The 16026-nt window shown below is 37.9% G+C and carries 15 protein-coding genes and 2 tRNA genes; 7 read left to right on the forward strand and 10 right to left on the reverse strand.

All coding sequences use genetic code 11. The features are described 5' to 3' along the window. Window positions 1-66 precede the first annotated feature (66 nt). Together AC4CU0_RS10850 and AC4CU0_RS10855 are read left to right on the forward strand one after the other, a co-directional pair. Window positions 67-140: transfer RNA gene (locus AC4CU0_RS10850), tRNA-Cys, on the forward strand. A gap of 10 nt (window positions 141-150) precedes the next feature. Next, window positions 151-236: transfer RNA gene (locus AC4CU0_RS10855), tRNA-Leu, on the forward strand. Window positions 237-734: 498 nt separating this feature from the next. On the opposite strand, the gene AC4CU0_RS10860 is transcribed toward AC4CU0_RS10855, so the two are convergent. Beyond that, window positions 735-1727 carry an NAD(P)H-quinone oxidoreductase gene (locus AC4CU0_RS10860; protein ID WP_180116867.1) on the reverse strand — a complete coding sequence of 331 codons (993 nt, stop codon included), beginning with the start codon at window positions 1725-1727 and terminating at the stop codon, window positions 735-737. A gap of 131 nt (window positions 1728-1858) precedes the next feature. Between AC4CU0_RS10860 and AC4CU0_RS10865 the strand changes: the two genes are divergently transcribed. Further along, window positions 1859-2209, forward strand: a complete 351-nt coding sequence (locus AC4CU0_RS10865) for a thioredoxin family protein (protein ID WP_180041690.1) — start codon at window positions 1859-1861, stop codon at window positions 2207-2209. 13 nt (window positions 2210-2222) lie between these two features. On the opposite strand, the gene AC4CU0_RS10870 is transcribed toward AC4CU0_RS10865, so the two are convergent. Genes AC4CU0_RS10870 through AC4CU0_RS10885 form a run of 4 tightly spaced genes read right to left on the reverse strand, consistent with a single transcriptional unit; the run spans window position 2223 to window position 4088 of the window. Beyond that, window positions 2223-2483: a DUF2798 domain-containing protein gene (locus AC4CU0_RS10870; RefSeq protein ID WP_111885646.1), complete on the reverse strand. Its 261-nt coding sequence runs from the start codon at window positions 2481-2483 to the stop codon at window positions 2223-2225. Between the two features lie 13 nt (window positions 2484-2496). Then, window positions 2497-2814, reverse strand: coding sequence for a DUF3861 domain-containing protein (locus tag AC4CU0_RS10875; RefSeq protein WP_180011006.1), 318 nt, complete (start codon window positions 2812-2814; stop codon window positions 2497-2499). After that, complete coding sequence (locus AC4CU0_RS10880; RefSeq protein WP_490743135.1) at window positions 2811-3332, reverse strand: PadR family transcriptional regulator; 522 nt, start codon at window positions 3330-3332, stop codon at window positions 2811-2813. The genes AC4CU0_RS10875 and AC4CU0_RS10880 overlap by 4 nt, the downstream gene beginning before the upstream one ends. A 48-nt stretch (window positions 3333-3380) precedes the next feature. Further along, window positions 3381-4088 carry an ATP-binding domain-containing protein gene (locus tag AC4CU0_RS10885; protein WP_490747081.1) on the reverse strand — a complete coding sequence of 236 codons (708 nt, stop codon included), beginning with the start codon at window positions 4086-4088 and terminating at the stop codon, window positions 3381-3383. A gap of 41 nt (window positions 4089-4129) precedes the next feature. Here AC4CU0_RS10885 and AC4CU0_RS10890 point away from each other — a divergent pair, with 41 nt between their 5' ends. Next, complete coding sequence (locus AC4CU0_RS10890) at window positions 4130-5062, forward strand: IS5-like element ISAha3 family transposase (protein ID WP_004812228.1); 933 nt, start codon at window positions 4130-4132, stop codon at window positions 5060-5062. Here the strand turns inward: AC4CU0_RS10890 and AC4CU0_RS10895 are convergent. From AC4CU0_RS10895 to cysD, 4 genes are all read right to left on the reverse strand, one after another. Then, entirely contained in the window at window positions 5059-5763 is a 705-nt protein-coding gene (locus AC4CU0_RS10895) for a UvrD-helicase domain-containing protein (RefSeq protein ID WP_490747082.1), read from the reverse strand. The genes AC4CU0_RS10890 and AC4CU0_RS10895 overlap by 4 nt on opposite strands. Beyond that, entirely contained in the window at window positions 5751-7481 is a 1731-nt protein-coding gene (locus tag AC4CU0_RS10900; protein ID WP_490743136.1) for an ATP-dependent nuclease, read from the reverse strand. Before AC4CU0_RS10900 ends, AC4CU0_RS10895 begins: the two co-directional genes overlap by 13 nt. A 104-nt stretch (window positions 7482-7585) precedes the next feature. Next, window positions 7586-9199 carry a sulfate adenylyltransferase subunit CysN gene (gene cysN / locus AC4CU0_RS10905; protein WP_472584943.1) on the reverse strand — a complete coding sequence of 538 codons (1614 nt, stop codon included), beginning with the start codon at window positions 9197-9199 and terminating at the stop codon, window positions 7586-7588. 152 nt (window positions 9200-9351) lie between these two features. Next, window positions 9352-10266: a sulfate adenylyltransferase subunit CysD gene (gene cysD, locus AC4CU0_RS10910; protein WP_078189893.1), complete on the reverse strand. Its 915-nt coding sequence runs from the start codon at window positions 10264-10266 to the stop codon at window positions 9352-9354. Between the two features lie 321 nt (window positions 10267-10587). Here cysD and AC4CU0_RS10915 point away from each other — a divergent pair, with 321 nt between their 5' ends. The 3 genes from AC4CU0_RS10915 (at window position 10588) to AC4CU0_RS10925 (ending at window position 14123) form a co-directional block, all read left to right on the forward strand. After that, entirely contained in the window at window positions 10588-11130 is a 543-nt protein-coding gene (locus AC4CU0_RS10915) for a hypothetical protein (RefSeq protein WP_111884395.1), read from the forward strand. A 465-nt stretch (window positions 11131-11595) separates the two neighbouring features. Next, entirely contained in the window at window positions 11596-12234 is a 639-nt protein-coding gene (locus AC4CU0_RS10920) for a YqiJ family protein (RefSeq protein ID WP_180007473.1), read from the forward strand. Between the two features lie 176 nt (window positions 12235-12410). Further along, complete coding sequence (locus AC4CU0_RS10925) at window positions 12411-14123, forward strand: flotillin family protein (protein ID WP_180011015.1); 1713 nt, start codon at window positions 12411-12413, stop codon at window positions 14121-14123. 1012 nt (window positions 14124-15135) lie between these two features. Here the strand turns inward: AC4CU0_RS10925 and sucD are convergent. After that, window positions 15136-16026 carry a succinate--CoA ligase subunit alpha gene (gene sucD / locus AC4CU0_RS10930; RefSeq protein ID WP_168379215.1) on the reverse strand — a complete coding sequence of 297 codons (891 nt, stop codon included), beginning with the start codon at window positions 16024-16026 and terminating at the stop codon, window positions 15136-15138.

The raw sequence follows: 16026 nt of genomic DNA on the forward strand, positions 1-16026 counted from the left end.
CTCATACAGATGAATCTGCTATTGTTTTTTTTTCAGAGCTTGCTAATATACGCATCAACAAGACATGGCGGGGTGGCAGAGTGGTCATGCAGCGGACTGCAACTCCGTGTACGCCGGTTCGATTCCGACCTCCGCCTCCAATCTTGTTAAGCCCGAGTGGTGAAATCGGTAGACACAGGGGATTTAAAATCCCCCGCCCACAAAGCGTGCCAGTTCGAGTCTGGCCTCGGGCACCATTCTTCTACTACTGAAGATGGTGTAATAAAGAACCCAGCGATAAGCTGGTTTTTTTATGCCTAAAATTTAGCAACAGATGTTACGCACGTAAAAGTAATTTCACATTATTTACCGATATTTAAATCTACTCGACAGAGTCTTACATCTAGGGATTGAATAAAGGGATTAGCCTTCGGCTGGAGGTACTTTTGTTTCGGCAAAATGAGAAGCGAAGCTTCGCAAGGAAACCATCTTGCGGTGCAATGCACCTCACCGACAAAACTCGTTCACTAGCGTCTACTTATTCAAAGTATTGCAAAAACATTTTTGATTAAAAACAACCCTGTCTCATACACTTGCGGATGACCTTACCGCGTATCATTCTTTTATTTGAATCAAATTGTGCTTTTGATGTTACTGCGTCAAATCAGATAGGAATACAATAAAAAAGAGGGACATTGCCCTCTTTAATTATTTTAAAACACCCTGCAAATACATCGCGTTTTAAAAATAATCCTTTAGATCACTTCAACCACAATCTTACCCACATGCTCGCCTGTATCCATGGCTGCATGTGCTTCTTGAATTTGGTCAAACTTAAATGTTTTGTAAATCATTGGCAGGCATTCACCTTTAGACCATAACGGAACAACATTTTCCTGAATGCCTTTGGCAATCTCTGCTTTTTCTGCAGTATTACGCGCACGCATGGTTGAGCCTGTAATGGTCAAACGCTTCATCATGATTTGACCCAGTTTTACTTCTTTGGCTTTTGCACCACCTAAGAAGGCTATATAGACCAAACGACCATCACGACGTAATAGATTGAGGTTCTGCGCCAAATACGGTGCGCCAACGATATCTAAAATAACATCTACACCTTGCTCATTGGTCGCTTCATTAATCACTTGCTCAAAGTCTTGGGTCTTGTAGTTAATCGCATGCGTGATATCAGAGATCGCTGCCACTTTTTCATCTGAACCGACTGTTGCAAAGGTTTTCATGCCTAAGGCATTACACAGCATGATTGCCGTGGTTCCAATACCACTGGTTCCACCATGTATCAGCACCGTTTCACCTGCTTTGGCTTTACCCATTTGGAATACATTCGCCCATACGGTAAAGAATGTTTCAGGAATTGCTGCTGCTTGGGTAAAGCTGACACCTTCAGGAATACGAATGGTTTGGCTTTCAGGCACCACGCAATACTCCGCATAACCGCCACCATTGGTCAGACCGCAGACTTTATCGCCCACTTGAAACAAAGTGACATCAGCACCGACAGCAACCACTTCACCCGCAACCTCTAAACCTGGTACTGGCGTTACGCCTTTCGGCATTGGGTATAAACCTTGACGCTGTAAAATGTCTGGACGGTTAATACCAAAGGCATGCACTTTAACCAACACTTCATCCGCTTTCGCATCTGGGATGGCAACGCTTTCATACGCCAGTTTATCGACACCGCCCGGTTCAGTAATAATGACCTGCTGCATGCTTTGCTGTGACATTGTTTTTCCTTTTCAATTATTGACTATTCATCTATCTATGTACTATTTGAACATAGAAAGCATACAGATTGAATAACAATGGACTTATGTATAATTGGCTGACTATTTAGCAAATTAATAATAGGCAGCACATGGTTCAGGTTGTTGAATATAACGAAGATAACGCCAGCGACTATGAATGGTTCGATGGTTTTGCCGTGATTCGTTTCTATGCAGACTGGTGCGCGCCCTGTGTGCAGAACTTCCCTGTATTTGAGCAGTGCGCAAGTCAAATGTCCGCACAGCATGCACAGCTCAAATTTGGCAAGGTAAATATTGATTCCTCACCGATACTAACCTTGCGCTATAACGTTTATGGACTACCTTCAACCTTAGTATTTTATCGCGGGCAAGTCATTCAACGTATTGCAGGAGTTAAATCGCTGACTGAATTAACAGCCATCATTCAAGATGCTATGCAGTCACATTCAACTCATGACTAAACGGATGTACCTTTTATTTGGATGCAGACTCATTCGGCAGGCGTACAAACTTCATTAACGTATTACGCACCAATGGCAACACGATCAAAATGAGCGGGAACGCCACCATCCATGACATACCCCAAGCGCGCAGCCAAATACCAAGAAAGCCTTCAACTAAGCCTTTATTCATCAGCATATTAAAGCAGGAAATTGAACCGCTCATAATGCCGGACAGAATTAGAGGCATCAGCCAAGTCATGTGTTTGGGATGAAATTTTGGGAGTTGATTCATCTGTAAATACCTATTATTCGTCTTGGGCTGCGTTCTGGGCTTTTACGGTTTGTTTTAGTGTTTTCATAAATTGGCCGAAATGCGGCATGAAATCTTTAAATAAAGGATGGTCTTTATTTTCCAACAAGGTTTCACCAAACAGTTTCAGACCCACAGCAAAGGCTTTGGTCTTTTCATCATCTAATAACTGCGCTTTGGTCAAATGCTCCAGCACCTTAAACATGTCATCATGGTTGTAGGCATTAAACTGCAACGCTTCGGTATAAGTCGAAGGATTGCCCTGCGCATCAGCAATGTGTTTGAGCGTGATTTCATATTGATGCTGTTTCATAGTGTCACCTCCATACGGCTGATTTCGACTGCCGCCTGATCGATTTTTTCTGCAATGGCATAGACCTGTTCAGGTGTTAGTTCACAGTGCTGAATTTTGATGCGCAGTGATGCTTTTAAGTTTTCCATCGCACGTTTGATGTCGACGTATTGTTCGTTGTTATGAATCTGCTTACGGGTATCAAAACGACACAGAATTTTCTCTACTGTGGCTTTTTCGGCATCCAGATGCGCTAAGCCTGACTGCGTAACGCTGTATTGTTTACGGTCTTCCGCATTTAGTTCTGCATGGATGTACTGCTGTTCTTCTAAATAGTTGAGCGTTGGGTAGATCGTACCTGTACTTGGGCTGTAACCGCCGCCAACGATTGCGCCGACATCTTTAATGATGTCGTAACTAAACTTAGGCGCTTGGGAGATAAGATGCAGCACCAATAGTTTCATGTGCCCTGCTTCAAACAGGCGTTTTCGGGTTTTGACAGGACTTTCGCTTAGTGCGAGAAGGTCTGAATTTAACATAGCAAAGATACACCTTAAGATTAATTAAGATATATCTTAAATTAGTTTTTAAAAAATTACAAATACCCTTTTTTTTGCTCTAGTCATGCTTACATAGTAATTAGTCTTTTGAAAATTATCGTTATGATATAAATCATCTACTCTGAGAATAACATTATCAAATTCCAATCCCTTCGAGGAGTGAATGGTCATAGTTACATGCTTATTAGTATTTTGAAAAAAATTTTTTGTTTCAACTAACTGTTCTAATGAGCGATATGTTTCATATATTTTATCCTTTAACTCATAAAATCCGATCAAACTGAAAACTTCATCCAAATTATCATCATTTTCAAAAATATACTTTTCAACCTTACATCTAATTAAATCAACTTCTTTTTTATTAAACTTATCAACATCAATATGTAATTCATCCAATAAACTGTAAAAATAATAATTTTCTTTGAATTTAATTTTCAAAAAGCAAATTACAATCCTCTTAGCCATATCATCTAAATCAGGTGAAAAAGAGATTTCCTTTAGGATAGAAAATTTACCATCATAATCAATTAAATCAAAATTAGTTTTTTTTAAAAAAACTATTGACTCGTTTTTTATTTTTTCAACAACTGCGTTTAATTGTTCTATTCTTATAACAAAATAACCCATACCATCCTGATGTACATGAGTTTCAGGAAAACTATAAGAATTAGCAATATCATTAATAATATGATGACATCGAAAGTTTCGTTTTAATTCATAATGGCTTTGTTGCACAAAGCTATTCTTGAAGGCTTCTTCAGTAATATAATTTCCAGATGAAGAAGCCTACACCTAAAATCTATCGTACAACCAATTGGTCCTCGTATAACCAAGCTTTAATCAAGCGAGGAAATATTTCAATCTGGTTTGATCCTAAGACGCAATGGTATGCACAACCACAAGGCAAGCAAGGACGAAATCAAACTTATTCCGATACAGCGATTCAATGCTGTTTAATGATCAAATCTCTATTCCGTCTTTCTTTACGTATGGTTACTGGCTTTGTTCAAAGCCTGATTAAACTCTGTGGCTTGAATTGGACAGCACCAGATTACTCCACCCTTTGTAGACGACAAAAGCATATTGATATTGCGATAAGCTATCAGAAAAGTCATGATGGGTTACACCTACTTGTCGACTCTACGGGTTTAAAGTTTTTAGGTGAAGGCGAATGGAAGCGTAAAAAACATCAGCCTGAATACCGTCGGCAATGGCGTAAACTGCATATTGGTATAGATGCTGAAACACTGCAAATACGTGCCGTTCAGCTTACTACAAATAATGTCAGTGATTCACAAGTACTAGGTGATTTACTGGATCAAATTCCACTAGATGAGCGAATAGATTCTGTCTATACCGATGGCGCGTACGACACGAAGTGCTGCAGAAAAGTGATTTCAGATCGTCAAGCACATGCAGTAATTCCACCCAGAAAGAATGCCAAGCCCTGGAAAGATTCTAAAATAAGTTCAATAGAACGAAATGAGTTACTTCAAACGGTTAAACATTTAGGTAGAACCCTATGGAAAAAATGGTCGGGTTATCACCGTCGTAGTTTGGTGGAAACCAAGATGCATTGCATCAAATTATTAGGTGATAGGCTGACGGCAAGACATTTTCAAAGTCAGGTCAATGAAATTCATGCGCGTGTGGCAGTTCTGAATAGATTTACGGAATTAGGTAGACCTCGCACCCAAGTTGTGTCTTAAATTTGAATGGATTGGGGAGAACTCAGCTTTTGAATGTTTATGCAACAAAGCCATTCATAATTAACAAATCTTTCATCATTAATATATTTATTAAAAGCACTAGTAGAAGCCCCCCTAAATTCATACAAAGTTTGATTTTCATCACCCACCATTAAAATCTTAATACCAAGCTGGATAAAAATTTCAACCAGTTGATATTGCTGAATATTATTATCCTGAGCTTCATCAATATATATGGCATGAAATCTAGATTTCAAAAATGATTGAACATTTTTCTTTTCACAAAGTTTTATTGCATGCTCCATAACAAAATCATTTTTTCCTTTTGAGCCAAGAATTAATTTTTTACTATACAGCCCATCCAACCACGAATCATAATTATCAACTTGATTTTTATACATATCTTTCAATTGATCACTGATTTTCAAATCAAACGGAAAAATATTTTCAAAAATAAAACTATGAAATGTTGAAATCAAAACTGAAGTATTTTCAATTCTTCCGATCAAGTCACTTTTAGATTTATTTGTAAATGTAAGAATAACTATTTTTTTCCACGGTTTACTAAATCTTAATTCTCTATTAGCTTTTTCAACTAAAGTTGAAGATTTCCCTGAACCAGCACATGCTGATATAATTATGTTATTATCAACACTATCTAACACTTTTTTTTGTTCTAAAGTAAATTCTATTGAAGACATTTTTTTATTTCCTTTAGAAATTCGAATCTATAATCATTAAATAGTATTGAAAATAGATTTTCATTTTGATTTAAAAACAAAAACATATTATGCCATTTTTTATCCTGAAGTTCTGACTTCAAATCTTGCAAATTAATCTGTTCATCGCCAATTAAACAATGTGTTATTTTCTTATCCTTCAAGGCATTTAATAAATCGTTTTCTAAATCAATCTCAGCTAAATAAATATCATGCTCAAGCTTTAATCTTTCTATACTTGGGCTAAATTCTTTACATAGCTTAATTTTTTTTTCATTTAATACTTCTTCACCTTCACTTTTAATTCCTTTTAAATATTCCGGAATATCATCTTCCATCTCTTCACCAATTAACCTTAAACACCTCTTTAAACCATGTATATCATTTTTATAGATATCATTATCAGTTCGAACTATTATTTTAATTCCTAATTTCATAAGAAGATTCCTATAAGGCTTAAAATTTGTTCCTAAAACTGGTAGTACATATATTTTTTGGAATTGATTTCTACTTAGTTGTGCCTTTAAAATTGCATCACATAAAAGTTTCTCAGAATACCCCTCAACCAATAGTACGCAGTCTGCAAAATATCCTTTACTTAAACTCTCTGCATACATCTTCTTTAATTCGTTATATTCTTTTACAATCTGTGCAGATTTACTTTCAGTTATTCTCTCAGTTTTATTAGGTTTTCTATATAGCCTTATTAAATTACAATCAATACCTATATGATATAAAAGTTCAGGTGAATGACTAGAGCAAAAAATATATTTTATATTAGAATCTTCAAACAATGTTTGTGACAAGTCTATTTGTGAAGTTAAAAATAAGTGATTCTCAGGCTCTTCTAAAATCAGCAAAGGAATTTTTGATTTAATTTCTTTTCCTAAAAAATAATGCAGCATTGCATACATTATTTTTTTCTGCCTACCATCTCCAGATGTAGGGTATAAATAATCATAGTCATTTTCTATAGTATAAATTTTAAGTTGTTTATATAAGTCGTCAACTACAGACTGTGAAGTAATTTTTACTTTATAAGTTTCATCAAATAACTGTAAGTTATCATTTATTTCATCCTCAATTTTCACAACCGACGATAACTTTTGGATATTTTCATTTACTTTCTCAAAATTTTCTTTAATTTCACTACCTATTTTTAAGTCATCTTCTGTTGAAACAATATCCTTCAAAATCTCCTTTTTGATTTCATTAAATACTTTTATAGTTTCAACATGTGATGGAATATATATAACACTAAAAACATCATCTAAAATTAAATAATTTATCCCTTTCGTTTTTATTTCTTTTAAACCATTTAAATCATCTCCCCAATAAAACTCTTTTAAAATACCCTCTTCTTTTCTTTTTTCAATTTTCAACTTAATATAAAAATTTTTAGAGTCTTCCTTTGTTACAGCATCATGTGCTTTGGCTTTTAGTTTTTGTACATCCTCCTTCTCATCCTGAGAAATATCCAATCCTATAACAATTTCAATTGGTTCTTTATCATTTTTATTGTGAAAATCTGTTGAATGAATATCTTCTAGTCTCAATTTCTTATCAAAAACCCATCTTAAGGCATGTAATAAATTACTTTTACCAACATCATTCAAACCCAAAATAATATTTTTATCTTTTAGTTCTATATTAATTTCTTCAAAATTTCTAAAATTCTTTAACCGTAAACTTTTAAACATAAAATTACCAATGCACAATTTTTATACATTATTCATTTTATATTTTTATTTTTCAACAAAAAGACCCGCATTAAGCGGGTCTTTTTTTAAATCAATTCAATCTATTACAGACGAACCAACTCAACAATTTTCTCAGCAACTTCTTCAGCGGTATCTACTGTGTAAGTCACATCAGTGCCTTCAGTCGCATCTGTAATCACAACCACACCAGTTTCACGAACTAGTGCAACTTGCTCTACAGTTAAACCTGCTTTCGCAATCGCAACCACACCTTGCTGAATCAACAAGCTTTCAATCGCTTGCGCATTTTCAAGGGCTTTTGCAGTCACAGTTACCGCAGCAGGTTTTTGACCTAAACGTGCAGCACGCGCTTCAGCAGTTACAGGCTCGTTGTGTGCAGTCCATTCAACCGCAGATTCAACCATACCCGCACCAACAGTTACGTTGTTTAAACGATCAATGAAGATAAATGAACCTGTGTAACGGCTGTCTTGATAGCGGTCAAATACCACTGGCGCATCAAACTCAATCGTTACATCTGCAATCGCATTCAGTTCAAGCTGTTCAACTTCCGTTTTTTCCAATGTGTTTACATTGGTACGGTAGTTAATTTTCGCAACTTTGGCAGGAATAGTTTGTGTACCAAACTTCACGTTATACAGTTTGCCAACCACTAAAGGCGCCTCTGTCATCCATACCACAGAGGCACGTGCAGAACGTGAAATTAATGGCTGTTCGCCTGCTTTAACCAACACGTTACCGCGTGAAATATCAATTTCATCATTTAACGTAAGTGTTACCGCTTGACCTGCAACAGCATTGTCTAAGTTACCGTCAAAAGTCACGATTTCTTTAACAGTCGAAGACTTACCAGATGGTAATGCAGTAATGGTATCGCCAACTTTTACTTCACCAAGTGCAATCGTACCGCAGAAGCCACGGAAGTCGAGGTTCGGACGGTTGACATATTGAACAGGGAAACGGAATTCGTGCTTGCTCGTATCATGCGAAATTTCAACAGTTTCCAAAGTCTCCATTAAAGTCTGACCTTGGTACCACGGCGTATTTGGCGATTTGTTTACAACGTTATCACCATTCAACGCAGAAATAGGCGTGAAGATAATGTTCGCAGGTTTACGGTCGCCCAATTGGTTTACGAACTCGTTGTACTCTGCTTGAATTTCATTAAAGCGCGCTTCAGAGAATTCAACCAAGTCCATTTTGTTCACTGCAACCACGATATTACGAATACCCAAAAGACTCGCAATAAATGAGTGACGACGAGTTTGCGTTTGAACGCCATAACGCGCATCAATCAAGATGATCGCAAGGTCGGCAGTCGACGCACCAGTTGCCATGTTACGTGTGTACTGCTCATGCCCTGGGGTGTCAGCAATGATGAACTTACGTTTTTCTGTAGAGAAATAACGGTAAGCCACGTCAATGGTAATACCCTGCTCACGTTCCGCTTGCAGACCATCTACAAGTAAAGCCAAGTCAGGCGCATCACCCGTAGTACCGACTTTTTTAGAGTCACGAGTCACGGCTTGCAATTGATCTTCATAAATCAATTTTGAATCGTAAAGTAAACGACCAATTAGAGTCGATTTACCATCATCCACGTTACCGCAAGTGAGGAAACGTAGAAGGTCTTTATTTTCGTGTTGTTTTAAATACGCCAAGATGTCTTGGCTAATTAAATCTGATTGATGAGACATTGCTCAAAGCTCCACATATTCTTTTGAAATCGGTTTCTGAATCTTTTTAATCCCTCTAAATCTCCCTTTAAGAAAGGGAGACTTTACTCCGTTCTTTCTCGGGAGTTCCCCCTCTTTAGTACAAAGGGGGTTAGGGGGAGATTATGAGATTCTTAGAAGTAACCTTCCTGCTTTTTCTTTTCCATCGAACCTGCTTCATCATGGTCGATCATACGGCCTTGACGTTCAGATGTGGTGGCTAAAAGCATCTCTTGGATAATTTCCGGTAAAGTTGTTGCAGTTGATTCAACCGCACCTGTAAGTGGGTAACAACCTAAAGTACGGAAACGCACCGATTTCATTTGTGGCACTTCACCTTCGTTTAAACGCATACGCTCATCATCAACCATGATCAGTGTACCGTTACGCTCAACCACTGGACGTTCAGCAGCCAAGTACAAAGGAACCAATTTAATATTTTCGAGGTAGATGTATTGCCAAATATCCAACTCAGTCCAGTTAGACAATGGGAACACACGAATACTTTCACCTTTGTTCACTTTACCGTTGTAAAGATTCCAAAGTTCAGGACGTTGGTTTTTAGGGTCCCAACGATGTTTGGTATCACGGAATGAGTAAACACGTTCTTTGGCACGAGATTTTTCTTCGTCACGGCGCGCACCACCGAAAGCCGCATCAAACTGATATTTATCAAGTGCTTGTTTTAAGCCTTGAGTTTTCATGATATCAGTATATTTTGAGCTCCCGTAATCGAACGGATTCACGCCTGCATCTTTACCTTCTTTGTTTTGATGCACGATCAAATCAAAGCCATGCTCTTTTGCCATGTTGTCACGGAAAGTAATCATGTCTTTAAATTTCCAACCCGTGTCTACATGCAGTAGTGGGAATGGAAGTTTGGCAGGATAGAATGCTTTTAAAGCAAGATGCAGCATGACCGCTGAATCTTTACCGATTGAATACAGCATGACTGGGTTTTCGAACTCAGCAGCAACTTCACGGATGATATGAATACTCTCAGCTTCAAGCTGTTTAAGATGAGTAAGTCTTTCCTCATTTAATGACATGGACAACACCAGCTTAGAATATGTGTACTTATTACACTTTTAAAGATATATATACATTATAGTGATTAAGCTTTCATAACGATTGCTTGTTTTGTGATATTGATATTCTTATTCGTCATATACAAATTGTCTGATACTGCTTATCAATTTTAATTAATTTAATACGATAGGCTTATCAATTTCATTATTATTCTAGTCCGAGATCCCTAAGTTTACGCAATTTTTTATCGATTAACTAATCGCTAAATCCTCTAAACAATCGGTATTCAAACTCGCTCAAATTACCTAAAGTAGCTATATCACTCTCCAATAGTTATTGATATGCCATATAGTCACTATACGCTTGAAACCTTAAAGTCGCTGATTGAAGCAGCAGGTCTTGCTGGCTATATTTATCAGCATTCTTCACACATGCTTGTGCTCCAAGAAGCCTTAAATGATGACGGCAGCCCGCTGAATAACTTTATCCAACATGAGCTGAGTGCTGACCAAATTGGCCTTCAGTTCGGCCTACGACTTTTGGACAATAAACTCGAATTTTTGATTGGGGTGACTCACAGTAACCAAGATCGCGGCTACGAAATTGGCGCTGGCAATTTAAAGGCCGATCAACGCGCATTTAATCTGCTCTATGCTTTTTATAATTTTCCCAAAGCATTTCACTTAATCCATTTCCCGCTCGCAGCCAATAGCACCCAGTTAGAAGAAGAGATCGAAAAGCAATTGTTTCAACTTGAAAGCATGGGCTTTTTAGACACTGCGATTAAAACCAATCCGATGGGCGAACAAGTGAAGTGGATGAAAACCTTTATTGTTCAAGCGGCTTTAGATATGAAAGTACGCATTCAAACTTCATTGTTATAAAAACGGTTAAAACCACCTAAAAATAGCTCTTTTGAACACCAGTTCAAATCTCCATATGACATCGAAAGTCACGGTAAAGCTCTCAGCACTGCCGTGACGGTTATAAATTTACATTTCCTAACATTGTTTTCTGTGCCTTTTAACAAGCCATTTTTCTCCGTTAAGCACGACCACTTATATATCTGCAATTAGACTGAAAATTTGATTGATCACAATGACTTAAATCTTAAATGGGTAAAGCAGAAATACTATTAACTTTAGATTTAGATAATCCTGACTTAATTGATCACCTATTTTTAAAGAAAAACTTAGTAATAGCTCACATAAAAGCCGACTTTTTGTTAATCTGATCTGTAATTTTTTTACACAATTTCGACAGATAATGTTATTTTATTTACTGAAAAAAATTCAGCCAGAATTATTTTTTTTTGATTTTTTATAAGCATAAATATAGAGATAAATATAATGTGGGAATTGTTTACTCACCCGTCTAATATCGTGTTTAGCATCAGTCTCTGTTTAATGTTCTTGTTTGGACTTTTTGAGATTGTGTTAACAATTTTAGGGGGTGGTTCTCAAGGCTTCTTAGATCAATTCCTACCTGAGGATGTTGGTCATAATGCAGAGCTAGGTGTAGATGCCGATGCAGGTATCGTGACACGTGTGCTCGATTGGTTGTATTTGGGTCGTATTCCACTGTTTGTATGGCTCATCATTTTCTTATGTGTCTATAGTTTATTGGGCTTTGCTATTCAAGCCATCGTTAACCAAATGACCAGTATGATGTTCAGTGCATGGATTATTGCACCAGCCTGTATTTTTCTGTGCATGCCCTTCGTACGTTTTAGCGCAATGCTCATTGCCCGTATTTTACCCCAAGATGAAACCACTGCCATTTATAGTGATGAATTGATCGGTAGAACGGCCACGATCATTTTGGGTGATGCACGACCCCAGTCTCCTGCTCAAGCCAAAGTCAAAGATCAACACGGATTGACCCATTATATTTTGGTTGAACCTGAACAAGATGAAATTTTCAGCCAAGGTCAATCAGTGGTTTTAACCCAAAAAACAAATGTAGGCTTTCAAGCCACCATGCTCTAAATTTTGAATGAATTGATGCTCGATCAGTTCTTCTAACACCATATAAATACATTTAACGCGTCATTCCTTCTGTAAATCTCGAAGTCATGATGAGTCAACAAAATACTGATTTTTAAACCAAACTTGTTAGCACTTTAGAGGGTTAGCTTGAACTACAACAAAAGAGATAAACGTCCATGTTAGACATTATTCCAAGCGGTATCCTTGTTTCAGTCGGGATAATTTTTGCCGCACTTATTTTTATTGGTTTTATTATTGCTCGACTTTATCGTCGCTCAAGTAAAGAAATTTCATTTGTGCGTACAGGCTTCGGCGGTGAAAAAGTGATTTTAGGTGGCGGTGCTATTGTGCTTCCTGTGCTGCATGAAATTATTCCAGTCAATATGAACACCCTACGTCTTGAAGTACGCCGTGCAGATGACCAAGCGCTGATTACACGTGACCGTATGCGTGTCGACGTGATGGCGGAGTTCTATGTCCGTGTGAAACCAACCGCAGATTCGATTGCTACCGCAGCACAAACGTTAGGTCAAAAGACCATGTCGCCAAATGAGTTAAAGAATTTGGTCGAAGGAAAATTTGTTGACTCATTGCGTGCAGTTGCCGCAGAAATGGCGATGGAAGAGTTGCATGAAAAACGTGTCGACTTCGTACAAAAAGTTCAGCAAGTGGTGTCTGAAGATTTACATAAAAACGGTTTGGAACTTGAAACTGTTTCATTAACTGGCTTAGACCAAACAGGCTTTAAATACTTTAACCCACAAAATGCGTTCGATGCTGAAGGTTTAACTAAACTGACAGAAACCATTGAAGACCGTCGTCGTAAACGTAATGCGATTGAACAAGATGCAGATCTTGCGATTAAGACCAAGAACTTAGAAGCAGAACAAGCACGTCTACAAATTTTGCGTGAAGAAGAATATGCAAAACTGCAACAAGAACGTGAAATTTCAGTTCGTCGTGCAGAACAGCTTGCAGAAATTGCATCACAAGAAGCTTCGAAAAAACGTGAAGCCGAAGAAGCGCGTATTGCTGCTGAACGTGAAGTTGACTTAAAGCGTATTACTGCTGCACGTGACGTTGAAAATCAAAATATTCAAAAGTCACAAATTATTCAGCAAGCCCAAGTGGAACAAAAGAAAACCATTGAGTTGGCTGAGCAAGACCGTGCCATTGCTATTGCAGAAAAATCTCGTGCTGAATCTGAAGCTAAAGCGCATGCCGATCAAGCCCGTGCTCAAGCGGTAAAAGCCGAAGAAGAAGTCATTACCGTTCGTCAAATCCAACAAGCTGAACGTCAAAAAGCTGTTGAATTGGTCTCTGCGAAAGAAAAAGCGGAGAAAGATGCGATTGCCATTACTGTCGCGGCTGAAGCGGGTAAACAAGCAGCCGCAGATGATGCAGAAGCGATTCGTATTGCAGCTGAAGCCGAAGCTGAAAAAGTTCGCTTAAAAGCCAAAGGTGAAGCTGACGCAAAAGTTCTCTTGGCTCAAGCGATGGAAAAACAATACCAAGTTGATGCTGAAGGTACACGTGCAGTGAACGAAGCAAACAACGTATTGTCATCTGAACAGGTTGAAATGCAAATTCGTTTAGCGATGCTGAAATACTTACCAGAAATCATTCGCGAAAGTGTTAAACCAATGGAAAACATTGATGACATTAAGATTTTGCAAGTAAATGGTCTAAATGGTGGTCATGCAGGTTCTTGCCAAGGTGATGCTCACCACGAAGGCAGCGGCAATGTTGCCTTATCAGACCAAGTGGTGAATAGTGCCTTACGCTACCGCAGCCAGGCCCCACTAATTGATAGCTTGATGAGTGAACTTGGTATCCAAGGTGGCGATATTAACGGTTTAACTCAGAGCTTAAAAACCAGCAAAAACTAAGTTTTTGATTGAGATAGGGCTCCATCAAATCTCTTTATTCAGAAGTGATTGCTTGAGCAACACATTCTAAATGAATTAAAAAAGCAGTGTCCGCACTGCTTTTTTATGGCTTAGATACTTGTACTTATGGGCATACAATCTCCCAAAGAAATGAACAACATTTTCTGTCTTATCAGAGCGCTTTTAATGGTTTCTGACATTTATATTTCGCATCACAGCCTGATGTTAAATCAATGAACAAATGGCGTATTTCATAAAATACTCATTTAGAAGCTATAGAGCAAACAGCATAAAATTATGAAACAAAATATTTAAAATCAATTAATTGATATATCCTTCTCATCTTACAGAATAAGATATTTACTTCTATATATTCAGCTCGATAACATTTTGTTCTATCTATTGTTTTTATAAAACTTGGAAATTGCTTATTAAATTGAAAATAGGGCCTAACAAGGTTTTTGCACTTCAAACCATCAATTAAAAAATAATAGCTGACTATAGATGTATATGCTCATGTAGATTTTCTTAAAAAAATTTCATCACTGAGATAGCAAATTTCACCAATTTTAAAGCTCCCCCTTCTCATATTCCTGATCTACCATCCTTTGTATAAGGCTTGAGAAAATTACAAATAAAATAATTTCTATTGAAAATATTAGGCTTCATCCAAGTAAAAAAGCTCTTTGATGATAAAGATCCATTAAAAATCTCAATTAAATTAGTTATTTTCCCTAAAATCAATATACTGCACGCTATACGAAATTATTTTTAAAAATCATAAACCTATGACCATCCCCGCAATCATCACATATTCGGATTATTATGTGTTCTTTACATTTCATAGTTATTGAACAACCAATATTCCATCCGTTTATGCAGCGTCACTGCACCCCAAAGCAGAACACATAGCCATGCCCTTATGGCTTTTGCATAGCGGCTGAAATACGCTTTTTTTTGCGTAAAAAAAAAGAGAATCCGAAGATTCTCTTTTGATGTTTAAGTATGGCGATTAAACCAAACCTTTGCCTTTCAGCACTTCGTACATGGTCGAACCTAATTCAGCAGGACTACGGGTATAAGCCATACCCGCTTTTTCAAAGGCAGCGAATTTCTCTTCAGCTGTGCCTTTACCGCCCGAAATGATTGCCCCTGCATGCCCCATACGTTTACCTTTAGGTGCAGTTACACCCGCGATATAACCAACAACAGGCTTTGTAACATTCGACTGGATATATTCAGCCGCTTCTTCTTCTGCTGTACCACCAATCTCACCAATCATGATGATCGCTTCAGTTTGAGGGTCATCTTGGAACAGCTTTAAGCAATCAATTTGGTTCATGCCCGGAATTGGATCTCCCCCAATACCGATACAAGTCGACTGACCTAGACCCAACTTCGTAGTTTGCGCTACAGCTTCATAGGTTAATGTCCCTGAACGCGAGATAATGCCGATTTTACCTGGCTGATGAATATGCCCCGGCATAATACCGATCTTACATTCACCTGGGGTAATAATCCCTGGACAGTTTGGCCCAATTAAGCGTGCGTTATTGCCATAGGTTTCTAGGTAACGTTTAGCTTTTAGCATATCGAGTGTCGGCACACCTTCAGTGATCACCACAATCAGCTCAACACCTGAATCAATCGATTCAATAATTGAATCTAGGACAAATGGTGCAGGTACATAAATCGAGGTTGCCGTTGCACCCGTTTCACGCACTGCTTCTTTCATGGTATTAAATACGGGCAGATTCAAATGTTGTGTGCCGCCTTTACCCGGAGTCACCCCACCGACCACTTTTGTGCCGTAAGCAATTGACTGTTCAGAATGGAATGTGCCGTTTTTACCGGTAAAACCTTGCACCAATACTTTGGTGTCTTTATTAACTAATACGCTCAT

This window comes from Acinetobacter sp. LipI_15 (assembly GCF_058242865.1).